General features: G+C 71.8%; 15 protein-coding genes. 10 read left to right on the top strand and 5 right to left on the bottom strand.

Features of this window, described 5'->3' with window-relative positions; translation table 11 throughout:
• The 3 genes from ACXJKL_RS03415 to ACXJKL_RS03405 all read right to left on the bottom strand — a co-directional run.
• Nucleotides 1-1,908: xanthine dehydrogenase family protein molybdopterin-binding subunit (locus tag ACXJKL_RS03415; RefSeq protein ID WP_457205647.1), on the bottom strand; the 1,908-nt coding region annotated here is incomplete at its 3' end.
• Complete coding sequence (locus ACXJKL_RS03410; RefSeq protein WP_056926983.1) at nucleotides 1,905-2,390, bottom strand: (2Fe-2S)-binding protein; 486 nt, start codon at nucleotides 2,388-2,390, stop codon at nucleotides 1,905-1,907. The genes ACXJKL_RS03415 and ACXJKL_RS03410, both read right to left, overlap by 4 nt.
• 109 nt (nucleotides 2,391-2,499) lie before the next feature.
• Nucleotides 2,500-2,970, bottom strand: a complete 471-nt coding sequence (locus ACXJKL_RS03405) for a MarR family winged helix-turn-helix transcriptional regulator (RefSeq protein WP_457205646.1) — start codon at nucleotides 2,968-2,970, stop codon at nucleotides 2,500-2,502.
• 101 nt (nucleotides 2,971-3,071) lie between these two features.
• On the opposite strand from ACXJKL_RS03405, the gene sigK reads away from it, so the two are divergent.
• From sigK to ACXJKL_RS03385, 4 genes are all read left to right on the top strand, one after another.
• Nucleotides 3,072-3,659, top strand: coding sequence for an ECF RNA polymerase sigma factor SigK (gene sigK / locus ACXJKL_RS03400; RefSeq protein WP_457205645.1), 588 nt, complete (start codon nucleotides 3,072-3,074; stop codon nucleotides 3,657-3,659).
• A 451-nt stretch (nucleotides 3,660-4,110) separates the two neighbouring features.
• Entirely contained in the window at nucleotides 4,111-5,355 is a 1,245-nt protein-coding gene (locus tag ACXJKL_RS03395; RefSeq protein ID WP_457205644.1) for a DUF222 domain-containing protein, read from the top strand.
• A gap of 53 nt (nucleotides 5,356-5,408) precedes the next feature.
• Entirely contained in the window at nucleotides 5,409-6,701 is a 1,293-nt protein-coding gene (locus ACXJKL_RS03390; RefSeq protein ID WP_457205643.1) for a calcium-binding protein, read from the top strand.
• Nucleotides 6,702-6,793: 92 nt separating this feature from the next.
• Nucleotides 6,794-7,699 (top strand): Bax inhibitor-1/YccA family protein, encoded by a 906-nt coding sequence (locus ACXJKL_RS03385; RefSeq protein ID WP_457205642.1) that lies wholly within the window; start codon nucleotides 6,794-6,796, stop codon nucleotides 7,697-7,699.
• Nucleotides 7,700-7,784: 85 nt separating this feature from the next.
• Here the strand turns inward: ACXJKL_RS03385 and ACXJKL_RS03380 are convergent, their stop codons facing one another.
• Complete coding sequence (locus tag ACXJKL_RS03380; protein ID WP_457205641.1) at nucleotides 7,785-8,867, bottom strand: SGNH/GDSL hydrolase family protein; 1,083 nt, start codon at nucleotides 8,865-8,867, stop codon at nucleotides 7,785-7,787.
• A 40-nt stretch (nucleotides 8,868-8,907) separates the two neighbouring features.
• Here ACXJKL_RS03380 and ACXJKL_RS03375 point away from each other — a divergent pair, with 40 nt between their 5' ends.
• Together ACXJKL_RS03375 and ACXJKL_RS03370 are read left to right on the top strand one after the other, a co-directional pair.
• Nucleotides 8,908-10,347, top strand: a complete 1,440-nt coding sequence (locus tag ACXJKL_RS03375) for a cystathionine beta-synthase (protein WP_457205640.1) — start codon at nucleotides 8,908-8,910, stop codon at nucleotides 10,345-10,347.
• A gap of 5 nt (nucleotides 10,348-10,352) precedes the next feature.
• Nucleotides 10,353-10,799 (top strand): hypothetical protein, encoded by a 447-nt coding sequence (locus tag ACXJKL_RS03370; protein ID WP_457205639.1) that lies wholly within the window; start codon nucleotides 10,353-10,355, stop codon nucleotides 10,797-10,799.
• Here the strand turns inward: ACXJKL_RS03370 and ACXJKL_RS03365 are convergent.
• On the bottom strand, nucleotides 10,786-11,646 hold the full coding sequence (locus ACXJKL_RS03365; RefSeq protein WP_457205638.1) for a cobalamin-binding protein: 861 nt from the start codon (nucleotides 11,644-11,646) through the stop codon (nucleotides 10,786-10,788). The genes ACXJKL_RS03370 and ACXJKL_RS03365 overlap by 14 nt on opposite strands.
• 23 nt (nucleotides 11,647-11,669) lie before the next feature.
• On the opposite strand from ACXJKL_RS03365, the gene ACXJKL_RS03360 reads away from it, so the two are divergent.
• The 4 genes from ACXJKL_RS03360 (at nucleotide 11,670) to ACXJKL_RS03345 (ending at nucleotide 14,786) form a co-directional block, all read left to right on the top strand.
• Entirely contained in the window at nucleotides 11,670-12,446 is a 777-nt protein-coding gene (locus tag ACXJKL_RS03360) for a sulfite exporter TauE/SafE family protein (protein ID WP_457205637.1), read from the top strand.
• Nucleotides 12,447-12,490: 44 nt separating this feature from the next.
• Nucleotides 12,491-13,468 carry a YihY/virulence factor BrkB family protein gene (locus ACXJKL_RS03355; protein ID WP_457205648.1) on the top strand — a complete coding sequence of 326 codons (978 nt, stop codon included), beginning with the start codon at nucleotides 12,491-12,493 and terminating at the stop codon, nucleotides 13,466-13,468.
• Nucleotides 13,465-14,076: a YigZ family protein gene (locus ACXJKL_RS03350; protein ID WP_457205636.1), complete on the top strand. Its 612-nt coding sequence runs from the start codon at nucleotides 13,465-13,467 to the stop codon at nucleotides 14,074-14,076. Before ACXJKL_RS03355 ends, ACXJKL_RS03350 begins: the two co-directional genes overlap by 4 nt.
• 86 nt (nucleotides 14,077-14,162) lie before the next feature.
• Nucleotides 14,163-14,786, top strand: a complete 624-nt coding sequence (locus ACXJKL_RS03345) for a hypothetical protein (RefSeq protein ID WP_457205635.1) — start codon at nucleotides 14,163-14,165, stop codon at nucleotides 14,784-14,786.
• Nucleotides 14,787-14,809: the final 23 nt, after the last annotated feature.

Below are 14,809 nucleotides of genomic sequence, written 5' to 3'. Positions count from 1 at the left end.
GCTGTCGAGACTGGGCTCGATGCCGTCGGGCAGGTTGTGCGAGAGGAAGGCGGCCATCGCGATCTCGGCCATGGCCAGGCCCTGGTCGGTGCCCCGGACGCCGAAGCGGCCGGCGCTGAACTCGATGTCGTCGACCGAGGCCTCGAGCAGGTGGGCCGCGATCGGCTTGGCCTTCTCGATCACCTTGTCCGCGGCCCGGACGAGCGCCTCCCCACCCACGACCAGCGACCGTGAGCCGTAGGTGTCCATGCCGCGGTGCGAGATCTGGGTGTCGCCGTGCAGGATCTCGACGTCCTCGAAGGCCACCCCGAGCCGGTCGGCGACGATCTGGCTGAACGCCGTCTCGTGGCCCTGGCCGTGCGCCGACGAGCCGGTGGTGATCTCCACCTTGCCGGTCGCGAGCATCCGCACGCTGGCGTACTCCCAGCCGCCGGCGCCGTAGTTGAGGCTGCCGAGCACCCGGCTGGGGGCGAGGCCGCACATCTCGGTGAAGGTGGAGACGCCGATGCCCAGCTGGATGCGGTCACCCGCCTCGCGGCGTCGCTTCTGCTCGGCACGCAGCTCGTCGTAGCCGAAGCTGGCCTTGGCCTTCTCGGTCGCGGCCTCGTAGTTGCCGGTGTCGTACTCCAGGCCGGCGACGGTGGTGAACGGGAACTCCTCGTGGGTGATCCAGTTCTTCTCGCGGACCACCAGCGGGTCCACGCCCATCTCGGCGGCCAGCTCGTCCATCAACCGCTCGATGGCGTACGTCGCCTCCGGGCGCCCGGCCCCGCGGTAGGCGTCGGTCCAGGTCTTGTTGGTGAGCACCGTCTGGCAGTTGAACTGGTAGGCGGGGAACTTGTAGATCGCGTTGAACATGAACGCGCCGAGCACCGGTACGCCGCCGCCGACGAGCGAGATGTAGGCGCCCAGGTCGGCGGTGAGCTCGACCTTGAGACCGGTGACGGTGCCGTCCTTCTCGGCGGCCAGGGTGAGCTTCTGCCACTGGTCGCGCCCGTGGTGGGCCACCATCAGGGACTCCGAGCGCGTCTCGGTGTACTTCACGGGCTTGCCGAGCCGGCGGGCCACCGCGAAGGTGATCATCTCCTCCGGCGTCTGCTGGAGCTTGCCGCCGAAGCCGCCCCCCACGTCGGGTGCGATGACCCGGATCTTGGACTCGGGGACGCCGGTCGTCGCGGCGAGGGCGAAGCGGAGGATGTGCGGGATCTGGGTCGCCGACCACATGGTGATCTGCTCGCCGGTCGGGTCGACGACGGTCGAGCGAGGCTCCATGAAGGCGGGGATGAGGCGCTGCTGGCGGTACTCCCGCTCGATGACGATGCCGTCGCCGCGGGCCTTGTCGATGGCCTGGTCGACGTTGCCGCCCGTGCCGGCCTCCTCGGAGTCGAAGCGCCAGAACGCGGACTTGTTGGTGCCGAGGTCGGGGTGCGCGAGGACCTCGTCGGCCGCCGCCTTCTTGAGGTCCAGGGCGGCGGGCAGCTCGTCGTACTCCACGTCGACGAGCTCGGCGGCGTCGCGAGCGGCGGCCATCGAGCGGGCGACGACCACTGCGACGGTCTCGCCGGCGAAGGCGACCCGGTCCGAGGGCATCGGCACGTGCGGCGGGGTGACCTGGTCGGTGGTGATCGCCCAGGCGTTGATGCAGACGCCCTGCGCCTCGCCGAGGTCGGCGCCGGTCAGGACCGCGACGACGTTGTCGGCGGCCATCGCCGCCTCGGTGTCGATGGAGACGATCTTCGCGTGGGCGAACGGGCTGCGGACCATCGCGAGGTGCAGCATGCCCGGGAGGGCGATGTTGTCTGTCCAGCGGGTGCGGCCGGTGATGAGGCGCTGGTCCTCCTTGCGACGGCGGTCCCGCCCGATCTCCTTGGCGGAGTCGGTGTCGGGACGGTTCTCGACGGCGGTCACCGGGCACCCCCCGCGGTCGTGGACGACGCGTGCAGGACGCTCTTGACGATGTTGTGGTAGCCGGTGCAGCGACAGAGGTTGCCCTCCATGCCCTCGCGGACCTCGGCCTCGGTGGGGGTCGGGTTCTCGGCGAGCAGGTCGACCGCCTGCATGATCATCCCCGGCGTGCAGAAGCCGCACTGGAGGCCGTGGCACTCGCGGAACGCCTCCTGCACGGGATGCAGGTCGCCGCCCTCGTGGGTGTCGGCGAGGCCCTCGATCGTGGTCACCTCGTGGCCGCTGGCCTGGACCGCCAGCACGTTGCAGCTCTTCACGCTGCGTCCGTCGAGGTGGACCGTGCAGGCGCCGCAGTTGCTGGTGTCGCACCCGATCACGGTGCCGGTCTTGCCGAGCTTCTCGCGGAGGTACTGCACGAGCAGCATCCGGGGCTCGACGTCGTCGGAGACCTTGCCTCCGTCGACGGTGAGTTCGATCCTGGCCATCGAGGTCCTGCCTTCACGTAGGTGACGGGGCTGTGATGCCCGTCACGCTAGGTGCGCGGGGTTGGCGAATGGTTGGAGCGGCCGCGCCGTGGCGGCGTGAGGCCCGCCGTCAGTCGCTGACGCGGTCGGTGAGCAGCCGCAGCGTCGCCTGCAACGAGGTGAACTCGGCCTCGTCGAGACCGAGGGCGGCCTTCATGTCGCAGTGGATCTGCGTGGCGTGCCGGCGCAGGGAGTCACCCTTGTCCGTCAGCGAGACGACGACGAACCGCTCGTCGGCGTGGTCGCGGCGACGAGCGACGAGGCCGGCCAGCTCCATCCGCCGCAGGAGCGGGGTCAGGGTGCCGTGGTCGAGGCGCAACGCGTCGGACAGGTGCCGGACGGTGCTGCTCCCCTCCTCCCACAGCACGATCAGCACGAGGTACTGCGGATACGTGAGACCCAGCCCCGAGAGCACCGGGCGGTACGCCGCGGTGACGGCTCGCGACGCGGCGTACAGGTCGAAGCACAGCTGCTCCGACAAAGCCGGAGTGAGGGCCGGAGTGAGGGCCGGGGCGAGTGCCGGGGTGTCGGTGTCGGCCATGGCGCCCATCTTCGCACGACGTGCGCTACCTTGTCCCCAATCCCCTTGTGCGCAAGGTATTCGTCGGCCCTCCTGTCGACCCGAGGACCCCGAGGACCCCCATGCCCCGCACGACCCACCCCTCCGCCGGAGCGACCCCGCTCGACCTGGTGCTGGTCGCCGTCGGTGACGGCGACGCCGAGGCCTTCGCCGAGCTGTACGACGCCGTGGCGCCACGCGTGCACGGGTTCGTCCTGCGCGTCCTGCGCGACCCGCACCAGGCCGAGGAGGTCACCCAGGAGGTCCTGCTGGAGGTCTGGCGGAGCGGCTCGCGCTACGACCCCGCCCGCGGCAGCGCGCTGGCCTGGACGATGACCGTCGCGCACCGCCGGGCCGTCGACCGGGTGCGCTCGAGCGAGGCCGGGCGCCGACGCGAGACGGCGTGGGACGACCGGAGCACCGAGCGCGAGGCGGACGACACCTTCGCCGTGGCGCACGCCCACGAGCGGGCCAGGGTGGTCCGGGAGGCCTTGGCGTCCCTCACCCCGGTCCAGCGCGAGGCGATCGAGCTCGCCTACTACGGCTCCCGCACGCACACCGAGGTCTCGCAGCTGATGAGCGCGCCACTGGGGACCACCAAGACCCGCATCCGCGACGGCCTCACCCGGCTCCGCGACCTGCTCGTCGTCCCGGTCGCCGAGCCCGCGTAGTCGCGAGCGGGCACTTCCTTGCGCGCTCAGCGCGCTGAGCGGGCACTTCCTGACCCGATCTCCGGCGTACGCCGCCGGCCCACCTCCGTGAGGACATGGTCGCCAACGCAGCCGTTGACGCCCGAACTGTCGTGCCGATGTGGGCACCGTCAGCGAGGATCGGTAGCCAGCACGTCCGAACTTCGATCCTTCCCGGGCCGCCCTGAGCGAGTACGAGAGCCGGACCCTCCGGGGATTTCGCTGGTGGTCGACGGCAGACCTGTGTCACCACCAAGACCGCCAGGAGTGTCACCCATGTCCTGATGCAGAACTGTCACCGATGTCTTGAGAGATGACAGTGAGGATCCCCCATTGTGAGGATGTCACTCGAACACCTGTTCGACTAGCGTGGTCCTCAGATGCCGGACCCGCTCGGAGGACCGGCCTCACGGCCGATCAGCGGGGGGCAGGGATGACGAGTGGACACCTGGTCCAGGACGCCGTCGAGGCGATCTCAGCGGCCCTGGACAAGGTCGCCGGCGTCGAGCTCCTCTACCTCGCACCCGCCGAGAAGGCCGAGGCGCTGGTCGAGCTGGCGCGACTCGAGTCGCGGGTGACGTCGGTCCGGTTGCGGTTGATGGCGGTGTCTGAGGATGTCGCCGAGGAGGCCGGTGATCGGGATGTGGCGGCGTGGTTCGGGCGGACCGTGCGGGCCGACCGGCGGCCGGCGCGTCGGGACCTGACGTTGGCGCAGTCGCTGGAGCACCGCTGGTCGTTGCTGGCCGAAGGTTTCGGGTCCGGGGAGGTGTCGACCGCGCAGGCCGACGTGATCGCTCGGGCGTTGGACGACCTTCCCGACAAGACCCCGGCCGACACCGTCGCTACCGCCGAGCGGGTGCTCGTCGAGCACGCCGCCACCTTCACCCCGCACGAGCTACGGGTTCTGGGCAGTCGGATCCTCGACGTCKTCGCMCCCGAGGTSGGTGAGGACCAGGAACGCAAGCGACTCGAGGACGAGGAMCGCCRCGCCCGCAAGACCACCAGCCTCACCACCCGCTCCCACGGCGACGGGACCACCACCATCCGGATCCGGGTCCCCGACGCCACCGCCGGRCGGTTGATGACCTACCTCCACGCCTGGACCAAYCCCCGCAAGGCAGACGGGACTGGGGGCGGCACCGGCGGGGCCGACGCGTCCTCGTCCGTGCCCTACTCCACCCGCCTCGGCCATGCRTTCTGCTCACTGCTCGAGCACCTCGACCCGACGAAGCTGCCCGTCCACGGCGGGACCGCGACCACCGTGGTGGTGACGATGGACTTCGACGCGCTGATGCGTGGTCTCGGGGTCGCGACCACCAGCACCGGTGACCGGATCACCGCCGCCGACGCCCGCCGGCTGGCGTGCACCGCGAAGATCATCCCCGCCGTCCTCGGCGGCACGTCCGAGATCCTCGACCTCGGCCGCTCCCAACGCCTGTATCAGGCCGCCCAGCGCAGGGCCATGGGCCTGCGTGACGGCGGCTGCCGCGCCGAAGGCTGCGACATCCCCGCCGCCTGGTGCGAAGCCCACCACCTGACCCCCTGGTCCCAGGGCGGSAAGACCGACCTCGCCGACGGCGTCCTCCTCTGCTCCCACCATCACCACCGCGCCCACGACGACCGCTACCTCCACGACCGACTCCCCGACGGMGACCTCCGCTTCCACCGACGGCCGTAGGCCCGGTCGGCGCCGGGTCCTATCGTGGGTGGCTGATGCATGGAGGGGGAACCATGGGACATCGAGCACTCCTGTCACCACGCGCCCAGGCCGCGCTCGTCCTGGCGCCGCTCGTCCTGGTGGGCGCGGCGCTGGCCGCCGTCCAGCCCGTCGCCGCGGCCGGGCCGACGTGCGACGGACGGATCCCCACGATCGTGGGGACGGAGGGCGCCGACACGTTGACCGGCACGCCCGGTGACGACGTCATCGCCGGCCTCGGTGGCCGCGACGTCATCGACGGCGGCGCGGGCGCGGACCTCGTCTGCGGCGATGCCGGCCCCGACGAGATCACCGGCGGCGAGGGCGACGACCGCCTGTTCGGCGGCACCAACGGCCGGCTCAACGTGTTCGAGAGCGGGCCCGAGCCCGCCGGCGACGTGCTGGTCCCGGGTCCGGGCGACGACCTGGTCGACCTGGGCGTCAACACGGTGCTGCGCGCCGACGGGTGGAACCCGCCCGACACCCTCGACTACGGCGGCTCCGGCGCGGGCGTGACCGTCGACCTCGTCGCCGGGACGGCGACCGGCCAGGGGACGGACACGCTGGTCGTCGCGCAGCCCCAGCCCACGATCGGGTACGTCGTCGAGCTGCTGGGATCGCCGTACGCCGACCACCTCCTCGGCACCGACGACGCCGACCAGCTCATCGGCAACGGTGGTGGCGACCGGATCGAGGCCCGGGGCGGCGACGACCTGGTCCTCAACGCCTGGGACGAGTACTCGCCGCCGCCGGGTGAGCCGGCCGACGACGTCTTCGACGGCGGTGCCGGCGATGACTCCCTCGACTCGACCGGCGGCGCCGACGTGCTGATCGGCGGGCCGGGACGCGACCACCTCCGCAAGGAGCGCGGCGCGACCACCGTCGACGGCGGGCCCGACGCCGACGTGCTCGAGCTCTACCTGTCCCCGGGGCGTCACACCGTGTCCGGCGGCGACGGTACCGACGAGATCTCCGTCTCCGTGCTGCGTCACGGCTCCCCGCGCAGTCCCGCGTGGGGCGTCTTCGACCATGCCCGCGGCTCCTTCCGCGCGGGCACCCCGGCCGGGAGCCGCACCCGCGTCGCCGTCGACTCGGTGGAGCGGGTCACGATGCCCGGCGCGCCGGGACGATGGACCTACCTCGGCACGCCTGGGGACGACCGCGTGCGGTCCGGAGCGGCGTACACCGCCAAGGGACGCGGGGGCGACGACCGCATCGAGGGCTCGTACGCCGACGACGTGCTGCTCGGCGGTGCGGGCCGCGACCGGGTCCGCGGGCACCGCGGGACCGACCGCTGCCGGGCCGAGGTCGTGCACGGATGCGAGTGATCCAGCGGGAACACAGGCGGGTTCTCGCACGTTCGTACAGTCGTGCACCTGAGTAAGGTGGGTGTACCCAGTCAGGCCTCCAAGGAGAGACCATGAAGAGCAACAACCCGATCTTTGCCCGGTCCGAAGAGTTCAACGGCACGGGCTCCAACGCCTACGGCAACCAGACCTACGCCGGCGGTGGCCAGTCCCACCCCGGCTACGGCCAGACGCAGACGTCCTCGTACGGCGCGACCGACCCGTCCCAGTGGGGCACCGGCACGCCGACCACCCCGGAGGTCGACGGCGGGCGGATGACGGTCGACTCCGTCGTGCAGAAGACCGCGATCTCGCTGTTCGTCGTCATCGCGACCGCCGCCGCCACCTGGCTCTGGACCGGTGACCTCGACGCGAGCCCGGACAACGTCAACAAGCTGTACCTCGCCCTCATGGTGGGCTCGTTCGGCGCGTTCGGGTTGTCGATGCTCAACTCCTTCAAGCGGGTGATCAGCCCGGCCCTGGTGATCGCCTTCGCGGCGCTCGAGGGTGTCGCGCTGGGTGCGTTCTCGAAGTTCATCGACGCCACCTTCGTCGCGGACAGCTCCACCGGACTGGCCGACAACATCGTGGTGCAGGCCGTCATCGGCACCTTCGCCGCCTTCGCCGGCACGCTGGCCGCCTACAAGTTCTTCGACATCCAGGTCGGCAACAAGTTCCGCACCTTCGTGGTCGCGGCCATGTTCGGCATGGTGGCGCTCGGCCTGCTCGAGATGGTGCTCGGCTTCTTCGGCAACCAGATCGGCTTCCTCGGCTTCGGCGGCATGGGCCTGCTGTTCGCCATCGGTGGCCTGGTGCTCGGTGTCTTCATGCTGATCCTCGACTTCGACTACGTCGAGAAGGGCGTGGCCGCCGGCCTCCCCGAGCGCGAGTCGTGGCGTGCGGCGTTCGCGCTGACCGTGAGCCTCGTGTGGATCTACACCAACCTGCTGCGGATCCTCGCGATCTTCAGCCAGGACTGATCGACCAGCAGGACTGATCGACCAGCAGGACTGATCGACCAGCAGCACTGATCGACCAGCCCGGGCGCACGTCGCGCCCCACGGGCTACCGCGTCTCCGCCGGCCTCTCGTCCTCGGACGGGAGGCCGGCGTCATGCTGTCCGGCCTCCCGGGGTACGGCGTCGCCCTCGCTGGTCTCAGGGGTCTCGGTCTCGCCGCCGGGACGACGGCGACGACGGCGCAGCTCGACCCAGCGCCCGCGCAGGCCGCGCTGCGAGCCGGACACCTCGGTGCCGTCGAGCTCGGTACCGGCGTTGTTGACCGCCTGCGCGGCTGCGGTCGCGACCGGCATGACGCCCTCGCCGCGGAACGCCTCGGGCAGCGCCTCGTCGTCGGGACCCAGACCCAGGGCCGCGAGGCACGACGGCATCAGGACGGCGGCCAGCTGGCGGTAACCGTCGGCGCTGGGATGGAACTGGTCGGGCCCGAAGAGCAACGCCGGGGCGGCCGCGAACTCGGGGCCGAGGACCGAGGCCAGCGAGACCGTGCGGCCGCCGGCCTCGACGACGGCGATGGTCTGGGCGGCCGCGAGCCGGCGCGACCACGTCCGGGCGACCTGCTTGAGCGGGGGCGCGATCGGCTTGATCGTGCCGAGGTCGGGACAGGTGCCGACCAGGACGGCGACGTCCGCCTCGCGGAAGCGGCGTACGGCCTCGGACAGGTGGCGCACCGACTGCGTCGGGGTGACGGTGTGGGTCACGTCGTTGGCGCCGATGAGGATGACGGCGACGTCGGGATGGACCGCCAGCGCGGCGTCGACCTGGCTGTCGAGGTCGCTGGACTGGGCGCCGACCACCGCGTGCTCGCGCAGGTGGACGCGGCGGTCCGCCTGGACCGCGACGCCGCTGGCCAGGTGCGCGCCCGGCGTGTCCTCGACCCGGTCGACGCCGTAGCCGGCGGCGCTGGAGTCGCCGAGCAGGGCGATCCGGATCGCCGGTCCGGGCCGGCCGCGGCCGTACCAGCCGGTGGCGTCGGGCGGCGGGTCGTCGGTGAGGGTGCCGATGGTCCGGCGGGCGAGACGCGCCTCGGCGACCAGCACGCCGTACAGCCCGGCACCGAGCACGGAGAGACCACCGCCGCCGAATGCGGCGGCGGAGGCGAGCTTGCGTGCGGCGGCTACGGTTCCCACGACTTCATGTTACGGGCCGGTAGGTGGCTAGATTGGCCGGGTGAAGTACGTCGAATCCTTGCTCGACCTCATCGGTGACACCCCGCTGGTGCGGCTCGACCGTTCCCTTGACCTCCCCTCCTCCCCGGACGCCCGCGCCGACGGTGCGGCCCACGGCCCCCGATCGGGGCCGCTGCTGCTCGCCAAGGTGGAGTACCTCAACCCCGGCGGGTCCGTGAAGGACCGCATCGCCACGCGCATGATCGAGGCCGCCGAGGCCTCCGGCGCGTTGCAGCCCGGCGGCACGATCGTGGAGCCGACGTCCGGCAACACCGGCGTCGGCCTGGCGATGGTGGCCCAGCAGAAGGGCTACAAGTGCGTCTTCGTGTGCCCGGACAAGGTCAGCGAGGACAAGCGCAACGTGCTCAAGGCGTACGGCGCCGAGGTGGTCGTCTGCCCGACGGCGGTTGCCCCCGAGCACCCGGACTCCTACTACAACGTGTCGGACCGCCTCGCCTCGCAGCCCGGCGCGTGGAAGCCCGACCAGTACTCCAACCCGCACAACCCCCGCTCCCACTACGAGACCACCGGTCCGGAGATCTGGGAGCAGACCGACGGTCGGATCACCCACTTCGTGGCCGGCGTCGGCACCGGCGGCACGATCAGCGGCATCGGCCGCTACCTCAAGGAGCAGGCCGCGCTCGTCGGGAAGGACGTCCAGATCATCGGCGCCGACCCCGCCGGGTCGGTGTACTCCGGCGGCTCCGGGCGCCCCTACCTCGTCGAGGGCGTGGGCGAGGACTTCTGGCCCGAGACCTATGACCGCTCGATCGCCGACCGGATCATCGAGGTCTCGGACGCCGACTCGTTCGCCTTCACCCGTCGCCTCGCCCGCGAGGAGGCGATGCTGGTGGGCGGCTCGTCCGGGATGGCGGCGTACGCGGCGCGCCAGCTCGTCCACGAGCTCGCCGCCGAGGGGCGCGACGACGCGGTCGTCGTCGTCCTGCTGCCCGACTCGGGACGCGGCTACCTCACCAAGGTCTTCAACGACGCCTGGCTGAGCCAGTACGGCTTCGCCACCGAGGGCGGGTCCGAGCTGCGCACGGTCGGGGAGGTGCTGCGTGGCAAGTCCGGGCGGCTGCCCGACCTCGTGCACACGCACCCCTCCGAGACCATCGCCGAGGCCGTCCACATCCTGCAGGAGTACGGCGTCTCGCAGATGCCCGTCGTCCGCGCCGAGCCCCCCATCGTGGCGGCCGAGGTGGCGGGCTCGGTCTCCGAGCGTGACCTGCTGGACGCGCTCTTCACCGGGAAGGCCACGCTGACCGACCCCGTCGAGGACCACATGTCGCCGCCGCTGCCGTCCATCGGCTCCACCTCGCCGGCCCGCGAGGCCGTGGCGATGCTGGAGACGGCCGACGCCGCGCTGGTCCACGAGGACGGCAAGCCGGTCGGGGTGCTCACCCGGCAGGACCTGCTGGCCCACCTGGCGAAGGGCTGAGTGCCATGAGGTCCACCACGCCCCGACGCGGGCGCGCGCTCGCGTCCGCCCTGCTCGTGCTCGTCCCGGTGCTGGCGCTCGGCGCCTGCGGCGAGGACGAGCCCGCCGATCCCGAGGCCCCGGTCACGGTCGAGGTGGGCAAGGAGTTCAGCTGGAACGGCTTCACGGTCCCGTCCGGCTGGGAGTACGACACCATCACCGAGCAGGTCGCGCTGGAGGAGCAGACGCATCCGCTCGTGCGGGCCAAGGTCGTCAACGACGGCGACGAGGCGCGCTCCGCGCTCTTCGAGTTCGTCTTCGTCGCCGAGGGCGACGTGCTCGCCACGGTCCGGTGCAACTCCACCGAGGAGCTCGCCGCCGACCAGGAGGGCGACCTCTTCTGCCCGGGCTACGGGCAGCCGGTGCCGGACGGCTACGACAAGGTCGTGGTGCAGCCGGTCACCCGGTCGTAGGCAGCTCGGCGAGCACGTCCGCGAGCTCCTCGATGCCGTCGATGAGGCGGGTGCCGGGGCGGGCCCACGAGGCGTTGGCGTCGACGGCGTGCACCGGGACGCCCTCGGGAAGCACTCCGGAGGCGACGAGGTCGTCGGCCAGCGCCTGCGCGCCGGCGCGGTCGTAGCCGCAGGGCGCCACCACCACGAGGTCGGGACGGGCGGCGCGGACGTCGTCCCACGTGACGCGCACGCTCTTCTCGCCCGCGGTGCCGAGCACCGGCTCGCCGCCGGCCAGGTCGACCATCTCGGGGATCCAGTGGCCGGGTGCGAACGGCGGGTCGGTCCACTCCAGCAGCACCACGCGCGGTCGCGGGCGCGCGCCCACGCGTCGTACGACGTCCGCGAGGCGCCGGTGGGTGTCCCGGACGAGGACGTCGGCCTCGGGCTCGCGGCCGGTGGCCCGGCCCAGGACCCGGATCGAGTCCAGCACCTCGGCCAGCGTGTGCGGGYCGATGGTGAGGACCTCCGCGGTGCACCCGAGGTGCGCCAGCGCGTCGTCCACGACCGAGACGTCCACCGCGCACACTGCGCACAGGTCCTGGGTGACCACCAGCTCCGCGTCGAGCCCGGCCAGGGCACCCTCGTCGAGGCGGTAGAGGTCCTCGCCGCGCTGCACCGCCGCCACCACGAAGTCGTCGATCTCGCGAGGGCTGAGGCCCTCCGGCATCGCGCTCGTCGAGACGATCGTGCGACTGCGCGCCTCGACGGGGTGGTCGCACTCGAAGGTGACGCCGACGACGTCGTCGCCGGCCCCGATCGCGAAGAGGATCTCGGTGGTCGAGGGGAGCAGGGACACGATGCGCACGCGCCGAAGCCTAGGGTGACGCCGTGGAGCTGACGACCGGGACCGTGCTGCTCCTCATGGTGGCGGCGCTGGCCGCCGGCTTCGTGGACGCGGTGGTCGGCGGGGGTGGGCTGATCCAGCTCCCGGCCCTGCTGCTCGGCCTCCCCGGGGCCTCGGTGGTCCAGATCGCGGCCACCAACAAGCTGGCGTCGTTCTGCGGGACCTCGATCAGTGCGGCGACGTTCTTCCGGCGGGTGCGACCGGACCCGCGGACCTTCCTGCCACTGATGCTGGCCGCCTTCACCGGCTCGCTCGGTGGCGCCTTCGTGGCCTCGATGCTGCCGCGCAGCGCCTTCGACCCGATCATCCTCGTCGTTCTGGTCCTCGTCGGTGCCTACGTGTGGTTCAAGCCGTCGGTGGGGACCCTCACCGCACTRCGCTACAGCGGCGGCACCCACATCTCGGCGGTGGCCCTCACCGGGCTGACGATCGGCTTCTACGACGGGTCGATCGGCCCGGGCACGGGCTCGTTCTTCGTGTTCGCCCTCGTCGGCCTGCTGGGCTACAACTTCCTCGAGGCCTCGGCCAAGGCCAAGCTCGCCAACTGGGCGACCAACCTCGCGGCCCTGGTCGTCTTCGTCCCGCAGGGGGCGGTGATGTGGAAGCTCGGGCTGCTGATGGCGGCCGCCAACATCGTGGGCGGCTACGTCGGGGCGCGGGTGGCGGTCGCCCGGGGGGTGAGGTTCGTGCGGGTGTTCTTCCTCGTGGTGGTGTCGGCCTTCGTCGTACGACTCGGCGGGGACGTGCTGGGCGTCTGGTGAGCGGCCTGCGACGCCCGCACCGGTAGCGTGCAGTCGTGAGCGTGATGGACCGGGTCGACGACTTCCAGCGGAGGCATCCCGTCGTCGGGTTCCCGCTCGCGGTGGTCTACAAGTTCTTCGACGACCAGGGCAACTACCTGGCGGCGATGCTGACCTACTACGCGTTCGTGGCGATCTTCCCGCTCATGCTGCTCGGCACCTCGATCCTCGGGTTCGTGCTCGGCGCCAAGCCGGAGTGGCAGAACGAGATCCTCGACTCGGCGCTCGCCCAGTTCCCGATCATCGGCGACCAGCTCGGTCGGCCCGAGGGGCTGCGCGGGTCGGCGGCGGGAGTCGCCTTCGGAACGCTCGCGGCGCTGTACGGCGCCCTGGGCCTCGCGCAGTCGCTGCAGAACACCATGCACGTCGCCTGGTCGGTGCCCCGCAACTCGCGGCCCAACCCCTTCTACTCGCGGGTCAAGAGCCTGATCCTGCTGCTCACCGCCGGCGCTGCACTCCTCAGTGTGTCGGTCCTGTCGACGGTGGCGAGCACGACCACCACCTTCTTCGAGCAGGGTGAGCGCTGGATGCTGCAGCTGGTGACGGTGCTCGTGGTCGGGGTCGGGCTGACGGTGCTGTTCCGCTTCGCGGCGACCGGGCAGCACAGCTTCCGCCGGGCCGCGCCGGGCGGCTTCTCGCTGGCCGTCATGTTCCAGCTCCTCCAGCTCGGCGGCGCGCTCTACGTCTCGAAGGTCCTGGTCGGCACCACCGCGATGACCAAGACCTTCGGGCTGGTGCTCGGTCTCGTCGGCTTCCTGTTCATCGGCGCCGTGATGGCGGTGCTCGCCATGGAGATCAACGTCGTGATCGCGCGCCAGCTGTACCCGCGCGCGCTGCTCACCCCGTTCACCGATGCCGTGTCGTTGACCCCGGCCGACCGTCGTGCCTACGCGTCGTACGCCCGGATGCAGCGCCACAAGGGGTTCGAGCGGGTGTCGGTGTCCTGGGAGGAGGACGAGCCCCTCACCGACCCCGCACCATGACGTCGTACCTCACCGTCGCGCGCGACGCGACGGCCGAGATCGAGGTCAAGCGGTCGCGGTTCCTGTGCACGGTGCGGTCGGTGGGGGACGAGGAGGCCGCGCGTGCCGTCGTGGCCGAGCAGCGGGCCCTCCACCGGGACGCGCGGCACCACTGCTCGGCGTACGTGCTGGGGCCCCGCGCCGACCTGCAGCGCTCCAGCGACGACGGCGAACCGGCCGGCACGGCGGGGGCACCCATGCTCGAGGTGCTGCGCGGCGCGGGCGTCTCGGACGTGACGGCCGTGGTGACCCGGTGGTTCGGAGGCACCCTGCTCGGAGCCGGCGGACTGGTCCGGGCGTACGGCGACGCGGTGCGCGCGGCCCTGTCCGCGGCCGGCACCCGTCGTCGGGTGCTGGTCACCGAGCTGGCCCTCGTTCTTGAGCACGCCGACGCCGGGCGGATCGAGGGCGAGCTGCGGGCGCGAGGGGTGAGCGTGCTGGACGTGGAGCACGGCGCGTCCGTGCGGCTGCTGCTCGGGGCGAGCGACCCGTCGGCGGTGGCCGCCCAGGTGGCGGCGCTCACGGGCGGCGGGGCCGCCGTCGAGCGCGTCGGCGAGCGCTGGGTCTGAGATCGGTCTCGTCAGACGGGAATTCGGCACGGGCTGATACGTTGTAATGGTGTAATCACGTAATGACAGCAAGCAAGGAGAGCACCATGAACAGGCACGAGAACACGCACGACGACACGCACGACGACGCACGCGAGGATGCACGCGAGGACACGGGCCGAGGTCGCGGTCGCCGCGGCGGGGGCCGCGGTCGCCGGGGCGGGTGGCAGGTCGCGGACCTCCCGGACGCGAGGGACGCGCAGGACTGGTTCGCCGGGCGCCTGCCCGACGGCTGGTTCGACGGCATCGAGGTGAGCGTGGACCGCGAGGAGATCGTGGTCCTCGGCACGCTGGCCGACGAGGGTGACGACGTCTCCTCCGCCGAGGCGGAGGGCAGGATCGGTCGCTTCCGCTCCGAGACCCGAGAGCAGCGCATCGAGATCGCGCTCGAGGCGCAGGCGCGCTACCAGCGCACGGTGTCGTGGGGCGCCCGCCTCGGTGGCACGACCGCGCTCTTCACCCACGTCGCTGCGCCGGTGATGACCCGGCTGCGCCAGCCCGAGCGCCGGGTGCTCGACACGCTCGTCGACGCCGGTGTCGCCCGCTCCCGCTCGGACGCGCTCGCGTGGTCGGTCCGACTGGTCGGCGAGCACGCCGACGAGTGGCTCGGCCAGCTCCGCGACGCGATGTCGGAGGTCGACAAGCTGAGGGGCGAGGGTCCGGTTCTGTGACCGGCGCCCCGGGTGGCCACCGG

It is taken from the genome of Nocardioides sp. P5_C9_2, from assembly GCF_054049555.1.
Note: the sequence above shows the minus strand (reverse complement) of the source record. Positions and strands in the feature narration are given on the sequence as shown.